Here is a 15,281-nt window from a genome sequence, read left to right on the forward strand (position 1 = left end):
CCTACCGACGCTTCGCCGACATCCTCGCGGATGCCTTCGCACGGCTCGGGGCCGACGTGGTTCGCTACACCTTCATCGTAATGGACTTTCACCATCTACTCCTTGCCGGTCTCCCGGCGCACCCTCATGGGATCTAAAGCCAGCCCGATCTTTTGAAGCGAAAGTAGAGCGAGCCACATAGCGTAACGATAACGGCCACCACGATATAGTAGCCATACGGTGTCTTCAGTTCCGGCATGTTCTCGAAGTTCATCCCATAAATCCCCGCAATGGCGGTCGGGACGGCAGCGATTGCTGCCCATGCAGCAAGCTGTCGCGTGATGGTGCCCTGGCGTTGCTGTTCAAGGAGATTGCTTGCCTCGAATACCGAGGTGATCACGTCCTTCAGTCCGCCCACCATGCCTTCAACGCGACGTACGTGATCGTGGACGTCCCGGAAATAGTTCTTCGCTTCCGCATCGACGCAGGGGAGGTCGATGTGAACGAGCTTGCCACAGACCTCCGTCATTGGTCCGAGCACGCGTTGAAAACGGATCAATTGTCGACGAAGTTTGAATAGCCGTTTTATTTCCCTTCGTCCGAGGAAAGCGTCCAGCATGTCATGCTCCATGGCGAGAACATTGTCTTCGATCACCTCCACCACCGGAAGGTAGCCATCGACAATGAAATCGAGGATGCCATGAAGGACGTAGTCGGGACCGTTCTTGAGGATCTGGGGAGACGCCTCAAGCTGCTTCCTGAGCTCGCTGTGACCGCGGTCCGATCCGTGGCGAACGGAGATGATGTGATGTCGTCCGACAAAGATCGAGGTTTCGCCATATTCGATCTCATCGCCCTCCAAGTGGGCGGTCTTCGCGACTACGAAGATCTGATCCTCATAAACGTCCACTTTTGACACCTGCCACGCATTGAGGGCGTCCTCGACTGCAAGAGGGTGCAGGCGAAATGCTTTCTGAAGGGAACCAAGTTCCTCGAAGGATGGATCATGAAGTCCAAACCAGACGAACTCGTCTTTCGCCTCTGTGGCACGTGGATCCACAAGGGAGACAGCTTCCGCTCTTTTGCCATTTCTGTAGAGATATGCAGCAACGACGGTCACGAACTATCCTTTTACGCACCGGTTATCTCAGGGTTGCAGTCGGAACTTATTATCTTGTAGCAAAATCACATGGCCACAATGACTATTGATATTTCGGGGAGTGGCGACGAATGACAAGCCAATCCCAAGAACGCAAGCGCAGAGATCTAATTGCTTACCCGCAAGCGTCGGTGGGGCGGTCTCGGCATTCCTGAAGGCCTGATGTGCGCAACTTCCGGGCAGGCATTTGCTCCACAGTCTCGAGGGTTCCCTTCGGACCAACCTGCCCGAAGGCCTGCCACGGCATTCAAATTTAACAATTCGGCCCCATATCTGCGGTTCAAGCAACCGCGAGATATTCATGACCGCCACCGCGCATGCAGGCAATGACAATCAGAACTCGAAGCAGCTGGCGGTTCTTGTCCTCGGCGCGATCGGTGTCGTCTATGGCGACATCGGGACAAGTCCGCTCTACGCCTTTAGGGAAGCTCTCCGGCCATTTGCCCATGACGGCGTTGCGCCGCACGAGGTGATCGGGCTCATCTCGCTGATGATCTGGACTCTCACCATTATCGTCACCTTCAAGTACGTCCTCTTTCTCCTGAGAGCGGATAACGACGGGGAGGGCGGCACACTTTCCCTGCTGGCACTGCTCATGAAGAAGACCAGCCGGCACGCAACCATCTTTTTCTTCGCGGGCATTATCGGGGCGGCGCTCTTCATCGGCGACGCCATGATAACGCCGGCCCTGTCGGTGCTTTCGGCACTGGAGGGGCTTAAACTCGTAACGCCCATCTTTGCGCCGTATGTCCTGCCGATCGCAGTGGCGATCATGCTCCTGTTGTTCCTTATACAGTCAATCGGCACGGCAATCGTCGCCAAATTCTTTGGCCCGATCACGCTGCTGTGGTTCGTCGTCATGGGTATTGCTGGCCTTCTGCACATCGCCGACGATCCGACAATTCTCCTGGCCATCAACCCATACTATGCGTTGGATTTCCTCACCCATGCCGGCTTCGTTGGCCTCGTCATTTTGGGTGCGGTCTTCCTGACGGTCACGGGAGCGGAAGCCCTTTACGCCGACCTCGGGCACTTCGGTCGCAAGCCGATCCAGGTCGCATGGTTCGTCGTGATATTTCCATCGCTTGCGCTCAACTACCTCGGCCAAGGTGCTCTCGTTTTGAGCCACCCGGCTGCCGCCACCGACCCGTTTTTCCTGATGTTTCCGGAGTGGGCGTTGCTTCCCGCAGTTCTTCTCGCGACCGCTGCGACAATCATCGCGAGCCAGTCCGTGATCACCGGCGCCTTCTCGCTTGCCCGCCAGGCAATTCATCTGGGATTTTTGCCACGGCTGGAGATCTGTTTCACTTCCGCTTCCAACACGGGCCAGATCTACGTTCCCGCCGTCAACGTCGTCCTGCTGATCGGCGTGCTCGCACTGATTACTACCTTCGGATCTTCGGAAGCGCTTGCGACTGCCTACGGAATTTCCGTTACCGGCGCGATGGTCGTGACCACTGTCTTGTCGTTCCAGTTTCTTAGAGTCGTATGGGGCTGGAAGGTGCCGACGGCTCTCCTGGTCCTCTTGCCGCTTCTTCTGCTCGAGAGCGTGTTCCTAGGGGCCAATCTGCTGAAAATCCACGATGGCGGCTATGTTCCAGTCATGATTGCTGGCGTGTTGATGATCATGATGTGGACTTGGAGGAAGGGGACGAAATTCGTCCGGGCGAAGGCTGCGAACAACGACGTTCCCCTCGAGCGCTTCCTTGCGTCGCTCGAACGGAGGTCGGATCATGGGCCGGTCCAGGTTCCGGGAACCGCCGTCTTCCTCTCAAGCCTGCCCGACATGACGCCCAATGTCCTGCTCCACAATCTGAAGCACAACCGGGTCCTTCACCAGCATAACGTTATTCTCAACGTGAAGACGGCCCCGCGGCCGTATGTCTCAGAGGACGACAGAGTGACCCTCAGGAAACTTTCAGACCGGTTCACCTCGATCCAGCTGCTCTACGGCTTCATGGAGGACCAGAACATTTCCGCGGCCCTGCCGCTCTGCCGCAAGGCTGGCTTCGACTTCGAGATCATGTCGACATCCTTCTACGTCGGTAAGCGCAAGCTCGTCGGCGATCCGAACACCGGCATGCCGCACTGGCAAGACAAACTGTTTATCGCCATGGCGGGCTTTGCCATCGATCCCTCTGACTACTTCCAGCTTCCGAGCAACCGCGTCGTCGAGCTCGGGGAGCAAATGGTGATCTGAGGTCCTTCAATCCACCGATACGGTTGCGCAAGTTTGTTACGAAAATGTGGAAGGCGGTCTGGCGTTGTTATTGCGGTATGTGAGGGACCGGAGCCGCGATCGCGTTCCGATCAAAGTGCTCTTGTGGCGTGACATGTTCGTGTGTGGCACCGTGCTCAATCTGGGTTTCTTGGGCCTTGCGATCCTGATCGTCCAACTCGGTTATCCAGACTGGCTGGCCGTCCTGGTGTTCTTCCTGCCGATGCCATTCAACATTTTCATCTGGGCCGCTGTCTGGCGCGCGGCCGACCAGATCCCCGTTATCGCCGCTTGGATTGCCCGCGCGACTGGCACTGGCTGGCTGGCGATGATGGTCGTCGTCTGATTTCGCCTCTGCTTTTTTTTCGGGAAACTCCATTCGGTCGTATCAGGTAAAGATGCACTCGATCTGGCCAAGCGGGCCGAAGTCGGCAGCCAGATGTTGGCCCGGCCAGACCTGGAGAATTCTCGTACACGAGCCAGTTGCGACGATCTCGTTCGGCTCGAGCTGTCGGCCCTTTGCCGCAAGCTCGGCTGCGAGCCAAGTGACGGCATTCAGCGGGTCACCCATCACCGATGTCGCCTTCCCCGAAAAGACCGTGTGCTTGAAGAGAAACGTCGTAACGTCGATCCTGGCGACGTCGCCAAACGCGACCTCCGAAACCGGATCGCCGCAGATCGTTGCAACATGCAGGCCGAAGTCGGCGATCGCCGCATAGTCGCCAATGAATGTCCGGCGGGTCCGGCGGCCAATGATCCCAATGGCCGGTCGACAGGAAAGAATGGCGTCGCGGGCAGTTCTAATGTCTATCACCTCTCCTGGCTCCGGGTAGGATCGGCGCATGGTGAACACGAACTCACACTGGACCCCAATCGTTTCCGGTGGAAGTCGGAACTCCTTTATTCCTTCCAGAAACGTGAACGAGGGAATTTCAGCGTAGACCGGCGTTGTCAAACCTAACATCCGCCGCGACGCGTCGCTCGTACCGACGATCGCATAGCCCTTTCTCTCAAAGCCCAGCGCGTCCTGTGCGATTGCCTGGATGTCGTACGCTTCCTTTTCCGAGGTAATCAGGTTCAGCGGAAGATCGCAAAGATCCTCGCGGCGTCGGCTCTTGGCAAGGATATCGGCAGTGGCGTCCTTAAGTTCGAAATACATCTTCGAGACTCCAATTCCTAAGATGGCTACTGAAGATGGTCGTTCCGGCGTCAGGGATCCATGCGAACGCGAGCTCGCAGAAATTAAAATCTCATAGTGATGACGGCTTCGAGAACTGCACTTATGCGGCGCTTATAAATGTTCATTTTCTCCCACATGGAATTCAAAGTAAGCGGTGTCCCGCTGACACCTTGACCTAAATCCGACGAAGCAGATCGGCGCAGCACCATGTGGAGGACTTGCGACCGCACTGACGGTCGACGAGATCGCCGACCGCCATGGGCATTCGGTTGTTATGGCTTTATTTCTACCGTCACCTCATTGAGTTTTCCGCCAAAGCTGAAGGGCGTCTTGTAGTCATAGGTTACAGGTGTGCCCGTATCGGTACCGACATCCTGGTTTTCCGACAGCGAGTATTTGAAAGGGGTCGTCTTTTCGATCTTGCCTGTCCCGACCTGCTTGCCATCCAGCGACAACGTCACCGTGCCGCCTTTGCCGAATTCCTTGCCCCCCTCGTATGCGAAGTCCATCTTCAGGTCGTGGGTGCCCGAAGGGATCGGTGTATCGCTCGATACGGCGTAATGCTCTGCATCAATGTAGTTGTGGGCGGTGACTAGCTTGCCATCCTTGAGGTAGAACGCCCAGCCTCCGGTGTTTCCACCCTGCGTGAAGATCATGCCGTTTGCGTTGTCGCCAATCTCAACCTTGGCTCCAACGGAGAATGACTTGTTTTTTAAGTCTGGCGCGGATGCTTCCGGCAGTCCTGCCAGCGTGCCTTGATAGACAAACTTTGTCCGTCCCCCGGCGAGGTTGGGCTTACCGGTCAGTTCACCGCTGAAACGCTCAGCTCCACGCCAGTCAAGAGGCAAGGCCTTGTTTGCCGATGCCTCGGCCCACCACAGGGCGGAAAGCTCCTGTACCTTGTCCGGGTTCTGATCCGCGACATTCTTTGCCTGAGTGAAGTCCTCATTCAAATTGTAGAGTTCCCACTTGGCCTTGAGCGGGTCGAATTCACCGCGCTCTGCGACCCATGGCTCGGAGGCAAGCGATGCTGCCCACCAGCCGTCCTTGTACATCCCACGATTGGCAAAGATTTCAAAATACTGGCTGGTGCGGGTTTCCTTCGCGTTCGGGTCTGTCAGGGTGCTGAGGAAACTCTTGCCTTGGATCGGAACCTGTGCGGTGCCGTTCACGCTGCGCGGTTCGGGGATATGGGCCGCATCAAGGATCGTCGGCGCGATGTCGATCACGTGCTCGAACTGGGCGCGGATTTCGCCGCCCTTGTTATACTTGGCAGGCCACCGGACAATCATCGGATTGCGAACGCCGCCGAGATGGCTGGCAACCTGCTTGGTCCACTGGAACGGCGTGTCCATGGCCCAGGCCCATCCAGCCGGGAAATGGTTGAAGTGCTTCTCCGTACCGATCTCATCGATGTGGGAAAGCATGTCCTTGTATTGCATCATATAGGCGTTGAAGAACGCGTTTTCGTTCAGGGTTCCGTCAAAACCACCCTCCGCCGATGCTCCGTTGTCGCCGACGATATAGATGATCATCGTGTTGTCGGCATCAGGCAAGGACTCGACATAGTCGAGGACTCGGCCTACCTGCTGATCAACGTGATAGCCGTAGGCGGCGAAGACCTCCATCATCCGCGTGTATAGCTTCTTCTGGTCGCTGTTGAGGCTATCCCATGCCGGAAGGCTCGCGGGCCGTTCGGTCAGGACCGCGTTCTGCGGTACGATTCCCATCTTCTTCTGTCGTTCGAAGGTCTGCTTGCGGTATTCGTCCCAACCCATGTCGAACTTGCCCTTGAACATGTCGATCAGTTCTTTGGGTGCCTGATGCGGAGCGTGCGTAGCGGCGGGAGCAAAATAGCAGAACCAGCTTCTGTCGGGCTCGATGGCCTCAGCGTCCTTGAGCCACTTGATTGCGTGGTCGGCCAGATCGACGCTCAGGAAGTAGTTGTCCTCAGTTGGCGTGCCCTTCGGCGTCTGGTTCTCGAATATGTAGGGCCTGATCTGATTGGTATCTCCCGCCATGAAGCCGTAGAAGTAGTTGAAGCCGAGCCCATTCGGCCAATGATCGAACGGACCCTGCATGCTGGTCTCGTAGATAGGCGTATTGTGGTTCTTGCCGATCCACGCGGTGTTGTATCCGTTCTGGCGAAGGATTTCGGCGACGGTTGCCGTGTCCTTGGGAATAATGCCGGTATAGCCGTCATAGCCCGTTGCCAGTTCGGTGATGATGCCCGTGCCCGCGACTTGATGATTACGTCCTGTCAGCAGAGCGGCACGTGTTGGCGAGCAGAGTGCGGTCGTATGAAAGCGCGTGTAAAGGAGTCCTTCCTTGGCAAGCGCTTCCATGGCAGGTGATGGCACGCCTCCACCGGCAACCGAGAACTGTCCAAAGCCGACATCATCCAGGAGGACGAGCAATACGTTCGGTGCGCCCTTCGGAGCCTGAAGGCGTTTTGGAAACTGAGCGGGATCGGAATCCTTGTAGGTCGTGCCGATATTGCCGTCGAACTTATGCTCAGCGTACGGCAGGACGACCTGCCGCTGGTCTGCATCCTCGGCACTCTCGGCAAGTGCGCAGGTCGCCGGTATCAACGCGGTTAAAGCCGCCAGAATCGAATATACTGCGGAGCGTCGAATGCTCATGGCATGGTCCTCTACAACTACGGGATTTTCATGCTGCAACCTTGTCCCTATCGCAACTATTCGCGATAAGCCCAGGTTCCGCATGATTGCACTCGAATAAGACCGGCGGCGGAAGTACGTTACGGTAAATAGGTATGTAACTTGGCGTGAATTGCGCTCGCGCTGGTTGACGCTTTTGGGCTATCGTTGCGCCAACTGGCAACGCCACGGCAACAACTCATCAATTCGGCTTTGCTTGTGGCCCTTAACGATGGCCACGAGCGTACGGGTGAGATAGCGAAACGGATCGATGGAATTGAGCTTGCAAGTCTCAATCAGCGAGGCGATGGCCGCCCAGTTCTCAGCTCCAAGGTCGAAGCCGGGTTCATAATGCCGGGTTTCTGGCATTCGAATCCACGGTCACGTATCCCTTCCATCCACTGGTTGACCAAACTGTATTGGTAAACGGCAGCCATGAACACGAAGGTGTTCATTATCTGCTGATTCGACAAGGCCATGGTGGCTCATTTCAAATCCTCGCATGGATGTTTGATCCTGCTGCAAGTTCGATCGAGATTGTAGCGGAGCCGCGTCTATCGGCAACGAAGCTTATTGAACTGCGCGCTCTTATTGATTCTCTCTTACCCTGTCACTCGGTGCAAGAAGCCGAAGGGATAAGCCATGAGAAAGCAATTTCGCATGCAATTGGATCTGTTCGTGACAGCCCGGCCGGTAGACCTGAGCGACACCCAGCGCCGGGAAGCCTTAACACTCCTGCAACTGCTGACGGAAGCGGCGGCACCGGCAACCGGTGCCGGCCGCCGCTACACCATCGTCAGCCCGTGGGTGATCGTATCAACGATGGAACGAGTCGGAATCCTTGCGGCCTTCGAAGCCGTCGTCCAGCGGGGCGCCGAAGTCGACGTGTTTGCTGATCCGCTGCTCAACCAAGGCCAGGCTCCTGATGGACTGACTCAGATGGAAGCCGTAGAGAAGGCCCTTTCACGGATTGGCGTTCGGCTGCACAAGCTTCCGAAATTGCACAGCAAGATCGTGGCGATCGACACTGATACTCTTTGCATCGGCTCCTACAACTGGCTCAGCGCCGATCGAGATGGCCAGTATGCGCGCCACGAGACGTCGTTCGTTTATCGAGGACGGCATCTCGAAGAAGAGATCAGCACTATCGTTGGCAGCCTTCGGCGAAGGGAAGCGTAATCGCTATACGTGCGATTTGAGTGGCAGGCGATAGGGCTTGCCTCACCTTGCAGATTAAAGGTAACTGTTTGAAGGTCTTCCAATTGCTTCATTTTCACCCCCACTCCAGCAGACCTCGAGCGTAAGGTCCGCATCGGAAAAGGTTCGCCTATCTGAGCGCCAACGCTCCGGGATAATGCCGGACGCGAGGGAAAGTGTGAGCAAACGAAGAAGGGCCGAACGATTTCGAGCCCTTCTTATCATTGATCTCGATCAGGCCGGACGGACGTTCTCGGCCTTGGACTTTCCGGTCTTACGATCTTGACCCAGGTCGTAGCTGACATTCTGGCCGTCACGCAGCGATCCACCCGGTACTGCAGAGATATGCACGAAGACATCCGGACCGCCATTGTCCGGCGTGATGAAGCCGAAGCCCTTGTCCTGATTGAAAAACTTTACAGTGCCATTCGCCACAAACTTCTCCTAGTGCCAGCTTTTGGAGCTGAAGTCATAGACCGACGAGCAATCGCAAGCAAGCAACGCACACAGCTGGCTTCCACTTTCTCGTTAGGGGTTATCACGAAATGATCTCGAGTTCGGTCCAAAGTGTTCGCCTGCGGATCAACGGCGCTGACGCTCGAACCGGATGGTCCGTCCCAGAACCGCTCCAGCATTACCGACGCTGCCTTCGACGTTCCAACGATAAGGACGGACCAGACCCATCACCCTCGTTCCTGACCAAGCCCGTTAGTCCGAGCTGGACCGCTTGATCGCGCGTCCAGGCACGATAGCTCACGCCTTGAACCTTCCCGGTTATCCTGACGTGAAAAGCAAACAGATCGGGACTCATGGGGGCTCCTGATTGAACCTCGATCTCGCGTAAAATGTAGCTCGGCTTGAACATGGCAAGCGCGGGAGGAGGCTGTGGCGGCAGGTGGGCGCTCGCTGGCGGTCTGCGGAAGACTTTCGATTTATTAAGCAGTTTCAAATATAACTGCATGCACAAAAGAAGAGTGCGTTTACCGTCACCCCCTTTGCGACGGATCAAATTGCGGCCCTCGTTCTCCTGCGAGGGCTTTCTTTTGAGCGGCAGGGGTTTTGCGGTGGATAGGTCGGGCCACTTTTGCGGCCGAGGACTGGTCCAAGCCACCGGCGGAGATCACGATCGCCGCCGCTACTCGGCGGCTTGCCGCAACGAGTAGCCTTCCAGCGGCTCAACGAGCGCGATGATCTCGAAATCACTTATCATGTGATGCTGATCGGAGCCGACTAACGCCAAGGTCCAGAAGTCTGGATCCTCGCCAAAAATCGTAGACACTTGCACGATCGTCGTCCGGCCACCGGTGTGCCTGTCTGATCGCGCCCAGTAAAATGCGTCTGGAACCAAACTCTTCATAACGTCTACTCCCCACACAATGCGGGCAAGATATCAGGAAATTGAAATATGACCATTCCTCGGTTCATTATCCACAAAGAGGATAAGGATGCGCGGGCAACTCGTCTGCATGGGCTGTTCGTCAGCAACCGGACGCCGAAACATCGTTGATCGTCTTGTCGGCAGGTCAGAGCGTCAATAGCAACTGGTCTGTCGGGAGGTCATCTGCTCTCTCAAGCGAGGACAGGGTGACGCCCAGCAATCGAACGCCCTTTGGCGGCGGGAAGATGGGCTTGAGCAGCAAGGCGATAGTCTCTTCAATTTCTCCGGCCGATGGAAAGGCCTTTCGCATGTCCTGGCTCGTGTGATCTGCGCGAAGTCAGCGTATTTCACTTTCATCGTGACGGTCTTCGCCCTGATAGCGTTGGCTTCGCAATATCGCCAGACCTTGGCGATCAGCGCGTGGTCTGGGAGCGGCCGGGCCAGGTGCATCGCCTCGTCCCACGGCCCGCATCCAGATATCGGTCTCCTCTGGCGTGAGCAGCAGCACCGGCATCGCCTTCTCGTGGATCGGCTTCACCAACGCATTCGGATCCGTCGTCAAGAATGCTTTTCGGCTCGTGCGCGATTGTCGATCTTGCACCGGTGGAAGAGGTCCTTGGCGTGAAGCAGGTCTGCGGCGTCAACAGCATTATCCAGCGTCATACCGTCAATCGGGAGCCCTCTTCTTCGGCTACCCCACCAGTAAATACATCGGTCACAGATCACCGGCCCTGGAATGCGGAGCTAGCCTGGAATGATCGGGAAGGGCCGAGCGGAACGGTTTCGATGCGAATGCCGGACCTTGAGGATCCTTACGCCGCTCATCGGGGCATCACGCAGCGGCTTAATGCGTCGTAAACCATATATCGCTAATTTGAGGGAACGGCGCGGGCCAGGTGTGTGGCATTAACCGCGAGTGCGAAGCGAGCGCCGATGCGAACACATGACTACTTGAATGACGCATGCCGAAAAATCTTGCTGGCGACCGATCGCCCTCTACGCCCTTCTCTTTGCTGGCTTATTCCTCGGTGCACTTTCGCTGCCGCGCGGGCCATTCGTCCTGGTGGTGACGGATCCGCGTCTGCCTCCGTCCCATATGATGGATGTTGTCGGCCAGGCAGAAGGAGCTTTTGTCCTGGCTGGTACCCGCCCTTGGCTCGCTGTCGCCTATTCGGACACAGCCGGGTTTCCGGAACGCCTGCGTAGCGCCGGCGCCATTCTCGTTCTCAATCACATTCTGGCAGTCGGCTGCCGGGCAGGAGCCTAAGATGGATGCTTTGGAAAAACTGCGCACGCGCGCCTCGTTCGGAATTGTTGGTTTGCTCTGGATCAACCTTGCCGCGCTAACCGTCAGAAATTTGGTCAGACCGGAAAGTTTCGACCTGCCTTCGGTGATCGCTGCCGCAATCATAACGATCACGGCCAGCTTCACATGGTGGCGCGACCGCTCGGGCCCTGCAACCCGAATTGTCACCTCGATGGCCATGGCCACCAGCGTAGGCTTTCTCGTCTACGGCTTCGAAGGCTCGCCGCTGCAGATCGACTTGCATATGTATTTCTTCGCGGCGTTGGCGATTTGCGCAGCGTGGGTCGATTGGCGCGCGATCGTCGCCTTTGCCGGGCTCGTGGCGTTGCATCACCTCGTTCTCTATGTCGCCGTTCCTCTCGCCGTGTTTCCTGGGGAGTCGTACTTCAATCGGGTGGTTCTCCATGCCGCCGTTCTTGTGTTGCAGGCTGGCGCGCTGATCGCTCTCACGTCAGCCATGGTCTCCGCCTTCGCGATAGCGGAGCGGTCCGTTGCGCAGGCCCAGGCGGCGGGCCGCAAGGCGACAGAAATGGCGGAAATGGCTCGGCACGCTGACAATAAAGCAGCAGCGGCGCGCGAGGCCCAGGAAGAGTTGCGGGCCAAGGCACATGGTTCAGTCACCTTTGCTGTTACCTGCCTGCGCTCGGCGCTCTCCAAGCTTTCCAAGGGCGATGTGACCGTGCGTATCGCGGAAGAGCTCGAAGGCGATTTGAACGACTTGCGTCATGCCTTCAACGAATCTGTCGAACAGCTGGACGCTGTTTTGAGGCAGGTGGGCGACGTTGCAAATTCAGTGCGCAACGGATCTGCGCAGATCAACCACGCCAACTCCGATCTGTCCCAGCGGACTGAAAATCAGGCGGCCTCGCTATCCGAAACCGCCGCATCTCTTTCCCATGCGGTGGAAACGGTCCGCCAGACCTGCACACTTGCGGAAACTGTCGGTTCAATGGTGCGCAAGGCGAAAGACGGCGCCGAAGATTCGAGCGCTATCGTTGCCCACGCCGTCGACGCAATGCTCAAGATCGAAGGCTCTTCGCAGGAGATCGGCCAAATTATAGGCGTGATCGACAACATTGCATTCCAGACAAACCTTCTCGCGCTGAATGCCGGGGTAGAGGCCGCGCGCGCAGGAGAGGCTGGCAAGGGTTTTGCAGTAGTTGCCCAGGAAGTCCGCGAGTTGGCCCAGCGCTCTGCTTCCGCTGCCAGCGAAATCAAGACGCTGATCAGCGCATCTGCCGATCACGTCAAGCACGGCGTTGCATTGGTCGACAAGACAGGCCAGGCAGCTGACCGGTTTCGGTTCGCGCCGGCTCTTCACGGCCGCGACAACCGCGTCGCCATCAGCGCCCGCATCTGCCGACGTTCATCATCACGTTCCGCAACTATTGCTCTAGCGGTACAATTAGAGTCACGTTGACGTAAGTGCCTATGCGAGCAGCACAACAGGCAGGTGGAACAGACCATCGGTCAGCTCCATCAGTCCCATCATCTGGGTTCACTTTTCGCAGAGTCGCCGTTCGCCAGAGTATGGCTGATATGTACAGTCGGACGGGCGGAAAGAACGATAGCTACGGGAGCAGGCCCTGACGTTGCAGGACTGTGGCGTGGCCTGTGCACCGACAAGTGGGTTCGCCCCGGGCTCCGCCAGCGCTTCGCGCATGAAATCCCGCCATATATGCGCCGGAAGATTGCCGCCCGTGACGCCCTTCATCGGCGTATCATCATCATTGCCAACCCATACGCCAGCAACGAGTGGGCCTGTGAAACCCACGAACCAAGCATCGCGATTATTTTGACTCGTGCCGGTCTTGCCGGCTGCGAAAGAGCCAGGGTCGGCATCGTGCCCCGTGCCCCGCTCGACCACCAACTGGAGTAGGCGAAGCAGATCAGGCTGATATTGCGCTAGATCAGTGGCTGGTGTGGCCGGAGGACCAACCCGAAACGACTTTTCCTGTCCCGACGCCTGAAAATCAACGATGCCCCAAGGTTCAACGGGTGCTTTGCCGAGGTGGACGGATGCATAGGCACTCGTGAGGTCAAGAAGGCTGATTTCCGATGTGCCGAGAGCCAGTGATGGCGTGTTGGCGAGCGGCGCACTAATTCCGAGTTCTCGAGCTGCTGCAATCACCTTGTCGAGCCCAACCTCCTGCGCGAGCGCCACTGCGGGCGCGTTGAGCGACCGCGCGAATGCCTCGGCGAGTGTGACCCAGCCGCGGTAGCGGCCACTGGAATTCTCCGGCGACCATCCATTGACCTCGATCGGGGCATCCAGGATTTGGTCGGTTAGGCCCAAGCCGGCCTTGAGGGCTGCATAATAGACGAACAGTTTGAACGTCGAGCCCGGTTGCCGCATCGCCGTGACCGCCCGGTTGAACTGGCTTTGTTTGTAGTCGCGACCCCCGACCATCGCAACGACGGCTCCGTCTGGCATCATCACAACCAATGCCGCTTGCGACGCCCCCCTAGTTTTTCCTTCAGTGTCCAGAGCTCTTTTGACGACCCTTTCAGCGATCTGCTGCAAGTGTGGAACGAGCGTGGTGCGGACAGTGGTCGATCCCGGCGATGTTCCGGCGATTTCGCTCGCCTGGGGGGAGATCCAGTCGGCAAACCAGCTTCCGGCGCGCGGCGGCGGTGCCGTCGGATGCAATTGAGCAAAGCGCGCTCTAACGCTCTCTGCTGCCGACGCTGCAATCTTTTCGTTGGCAACCATCGTGTCGAGAACGACCGAGGTCCGTTGTCGGGCGCCTTCGAAATTGTCGATCGGATTCCACTGGCTCGGTGCTCGCAGCAATCCCGCAAGCATTGCCGATTCGGCCAAGTCGAGCGCACCAATGTCCTTGTTGAAATATATCCGAGCGGCTGCGGGCATCCCCGTTGCGCCGGCCCCAAGATATGCGGTGTTCAGATAACGCGTGAGGATCTCTTTCTTACCCAGTTTCCACTCCAGCCAAATGGCGATCACGAACTCCTGGATCTTTCGCTTTATCGTTCGGTCGCTGTCGAGGTATTGCAGCTTGATTAGTTGCTGCGTGATCGTGCTGCCACCTTCTACGACCGAACCAGCCGCGAAATTTCGTACCAGCGCCCTTCCGATACCTCGGACATCGATACCGAAATGATCCATGAACCGCCGATCCTCGATCGACAGGACGGCATCGACCAGATGAGGTGGAAACGCTTCGTATTGCGCGTAGGGGCCTTGGTAGGGCCCCTGTCTGACCAACGGCTCGCCATTTGAAGTTTCCAAAACCACGATGGGCTTCAGCGTTCCGGCGCGGATCTCGCTCCAGGGAACATCCTTCAGCGCCCACACCAACAGGCTGCTCCCAAACAGCACGAAGGCAACAAAAATGGATGCGACCGTGATCTTCAGTCCGCTGGTGTGAAGCCATGCCTTCCGGCTGCGTCTGATCAGCTCCATGAAAAGACTGCGAACACGCGTGAAGGTTTTCGGAAGTGCAATCGCCAACCAGCGACGAATAGCAACCGGTCTGACAGACGCTCGCTTCGAAGCCTTAAGTTTCGTCCACAGTTGGGAAGCTCCCGCCTTTGCCGTCACCTTGGCCGAGGTGAAGAATGCATGCAGATCGTGGCGGAGCGCACGGCAAAGATTGAAGACTGCCTGCCTGCTCTCGCTAAAAGTTCTGGGAGAGGGGGGCTGATCGGTTTGAGTGAACGACCCGGATGCTTCTTGCTCGTGAGAACTGGGATCGTGTGCGAGGCTTGCCTCCGCTTTCGGTTTCTTGTCGGCGCCACTGGCACGCGCAATAGAGGATTTTGAAGGGCGTGGCATAGGTTACCGCTCAACGATTGGTTCATAAGATAGCGCGCCTTGGTGGAGTTGCAACGAGCGGGGCGGCCACTCTTACCTTCCTCTACATGAACGTGATGTTATTGGTTGCGCTGACAATGTGGGGGGCTGTCCACATTTTTTTCGCCGAGTTTGGGCTTCGATCTTGTCGCTGCCAAGGTTTCATTGCGAAGCGCTGATCGACCTGCATAGGAGGGGGACCCGTAATCGATCGCAAATGGTGGGATTGCCGCTCTGGCGCCAGTTCGCAACAAGTGAGTTGGTGCGAGCAAATCTGTGTCTGCTAGAATCGAAAAAGACGTAGGGCTTCACGGAAGCAGAAGAAACGACAATCCGTCGTTGGCTGGTCAGTGTGGCGACTGGTGTGTGATGTATTTGTGATTGTGTTGG

13 protein-coding genes and 3 pseudogenes are annotated in these 15,281 nt (G+C 57.2%); 6 read left to right on the top strand and 10 right to left on the bottom strand.

All coding sequences use genetic code 11. The features are described 5' to 3' along the window. Window positions 1–133: 133 nt before the first annotated feature. Window positions 134–1,099, bottom strand: a complete 966-nt coding sequence (locus tag IB244_RS24565; protein WP_192305957.1) for a magnesium and cobalt transport protein CorA — start codon at window positions 1,097–1,099, stop codon at window positions 134–136. Window positions 1,100–1,439: 340 nt separating this feature from the next. Between IB244_RS24565 and IB244_RS24570 the strand changes: the two genes are divergently transcribed. Together IB244_RS24570 and IB244_RS24575 are read left to right on the top strand one after the other, a co-directional pair. Beyond that, window positions 1,440–3,338: a potassium transporter Kup gene (locus tag IB244_RS24570; protein WP_192305959.1), complete on the top strand. Its 1,899-nt coding sequence runs from the start codon at window positions 1,440–1,442 to the stop codon at window positions 3,336–3,338. A 70-nt stretch (window positions 3,339–3,408) separates the two neighbouring features. Continuing rightward, the gene (locus IB244_RS24575) at window positions 3,409–3,702 is read left to right on the top strand and encodes a hypothetical protein (protein WP_192305961.1); all 294 of its coding nucleotides are present in this window, start codon (window positions 3,409–3,411) and stop codon (window positions 3,700–3,702) included. Between the two features lie 42 nt (window positions 3,703–3,744). Here the strand turns inward: IB244_RS24575 and IB244_RS24580 are convergent, their stop codons facing one another. From IB244_RS24580 to IB244_RS24590, 3 genes and pseudogenes are all read right to left on the bottom strand, one after another. Further along, a complete protein-coding gene (locus IB244_RS24580) occupies window positions 3,745–4,515 on the bottom strand; it encodes a 2-keto-4-pentenoate hydratase (RefSeq protein ID WP_192305963.1) in 771 nt (256 codons plus the stop codon). Between the two features lie 293 nt (window positions 4,516–4,808). Next, complete coding sequence (locus tag IB244_RS24585) at window positions 4,809–7,178, bottom strand: arylsulfatase (RefSeq protein WP_192305965.1); 2,370 nt, start codon at window positions 7,176–7,178, stop codon at window positions 4,809–4,811. 180 nt (window positions 7,179–7,358) lie between these two features. Further along, a pseudogene (locus tag IB244_RS24590) lies at window positions 7,359–7,538 on the bottom strand (transposase domain-containing protein); the annotation flags it as partial. A gap of 20 nt (window positions 7,539–7,558) precedes the next feature. Here IB244_RS24590 and IB244_RS33220 point away from each other — a divergent pair. Continuing rightward, window positions 7,559–7,783 (top strand): annotated as a pseudogene (locus IB244_RS33220) (DUF5372 family protein); the annotation flags it as partial. A 55-nt stretch (window positions 7,784–7,838) separates the two neighbouring features. Beyond that, entirely contained in the window at window positions 7,839–8,375 is a 537-nt protein-coding gene (locus tag IB244_RS24600) for a phospholipase D-like domain-containing protein (protein WP_192305967.1), read from the top strand. A 252-nt stretch (window positions 8,376–8,627) separates the two neighbouring features. On the opposite strand, the gene IB244_RS24605 is transcribed toward IB244_RS24600, so the two are convergent. The 5 genes and pseudogenes from IB244_RS24605 to IB244_RS33230 form a co-directional block, all read right to left on the bottom strand. After that, a complete protein-coding gene (locus IB244_RS24605; RefSeq protein ID WP_018860334.1) occupies window positions 8,628–8,828 on the bottom strand; it encodes a cold-shock protein in 201 nt (66 codons plus the stop codon). 98 nt (window positions 8,829–8,926) lie between these two features. After that, window positions 8,927–9,204 (bottom strand): annotated as a pseudogene (locus IB244_RS32510) (acylphosphatase); the annotation flags it as partial. Between the two features lie 324 nt (window positions 9,205–9,528). Then, window positions 9,529–9,750, bottom strand: a complete 222-nt coding sequence (locus IB244_RS24615) for a hypothetical protein (RefSeq protein ID WP_018860335.1) — start codon at window positions 9,748–9,750, stop codon at window positions 9,529–9,531. A gap of 174 nt (window positions 9,751–9,924) precedes the next feature. Beyond that, a complete protein-coding gene (locus tag IB244_RS33225; RefSeq protein WP_409564086.1) occupies window positions 9,925–10,188 on the bottom strand; it encodes a hypothetical protein in 264 nt (87 codons plus the stop codon). Then, window positions 10,109–10,333 (bottom strand): hypothetical protein, encoded by a 225-nt coding sequence (locus tag IB244_RS33230; RefSeq protein WP_192306065.1) that lies wholly within the window; start codon window positions 10,331–10,333, stop codon window positions 10,109–10,111. The genes IB244_RS33225 and IB244_RS33230 overlap by 80 nt, the downstream gene beginning before the upstream one ends. Window positions 10,334–10,726: 393 nt before the next feature. Here IB244_RS33230 and IB244_RS24625 point away from each other — a divergent pair, with 393 nt between their 5' ends. Beyond that, window positions 10,727–11,038, top strand: a complete 312-nt coding sequence (locus tag IB244_RS24625; protein ID WP_192305969.1) for a hypothetical protein — start codon at window positions 10,727–10,729, stop codon at window positions 11,036–11,038. A gap of 1 nt (window position 11,039) precedes the next feature. Then, window positions 11,040–12,497 carry a methyl-accepting chemotaxis protein gene (locus IB244_RS32805; RefSeq protein WP_210334324.1) on the top strand — a complete coding sequence of 486 codons (1,458 nt, stop codon included), beginning with the start codon at window positions 11,040–11,042 and terminating at the stop codon, window positions 12,495–12,497. 78 nt (window positions 12,498–12,575) lie between these two features. On the opposite strand, the gene IB244_RS24635 is transcribed toward IB244_RS32805, so the two are convergent. Then, window positions 12,576–14,873 (bottom strand): PBP1A family penicillin-binding protein, encoded by a 2,298-nt coding sequence (locus IB244_RS24635; RefSeq protein WP_192305971.1) that lies wholly within the window; start codon window positions 14,871–14,873, stop codon window positions 12,576–12,578. Window positions 14,874–15,281 lie beyond the last annotated feature (408 nt).

Origin of the sequence: Rhizobium sp. RHZ02, from assembly GCF_014851575.1 — a bacterium.
Taxonomy (GTDB): Bacteria; Pseudomonadota; Alphaproteobacteria; order Rhizobiales; family Rhizobiaceae; genus Rhizobium; species Rhizobium altiplani.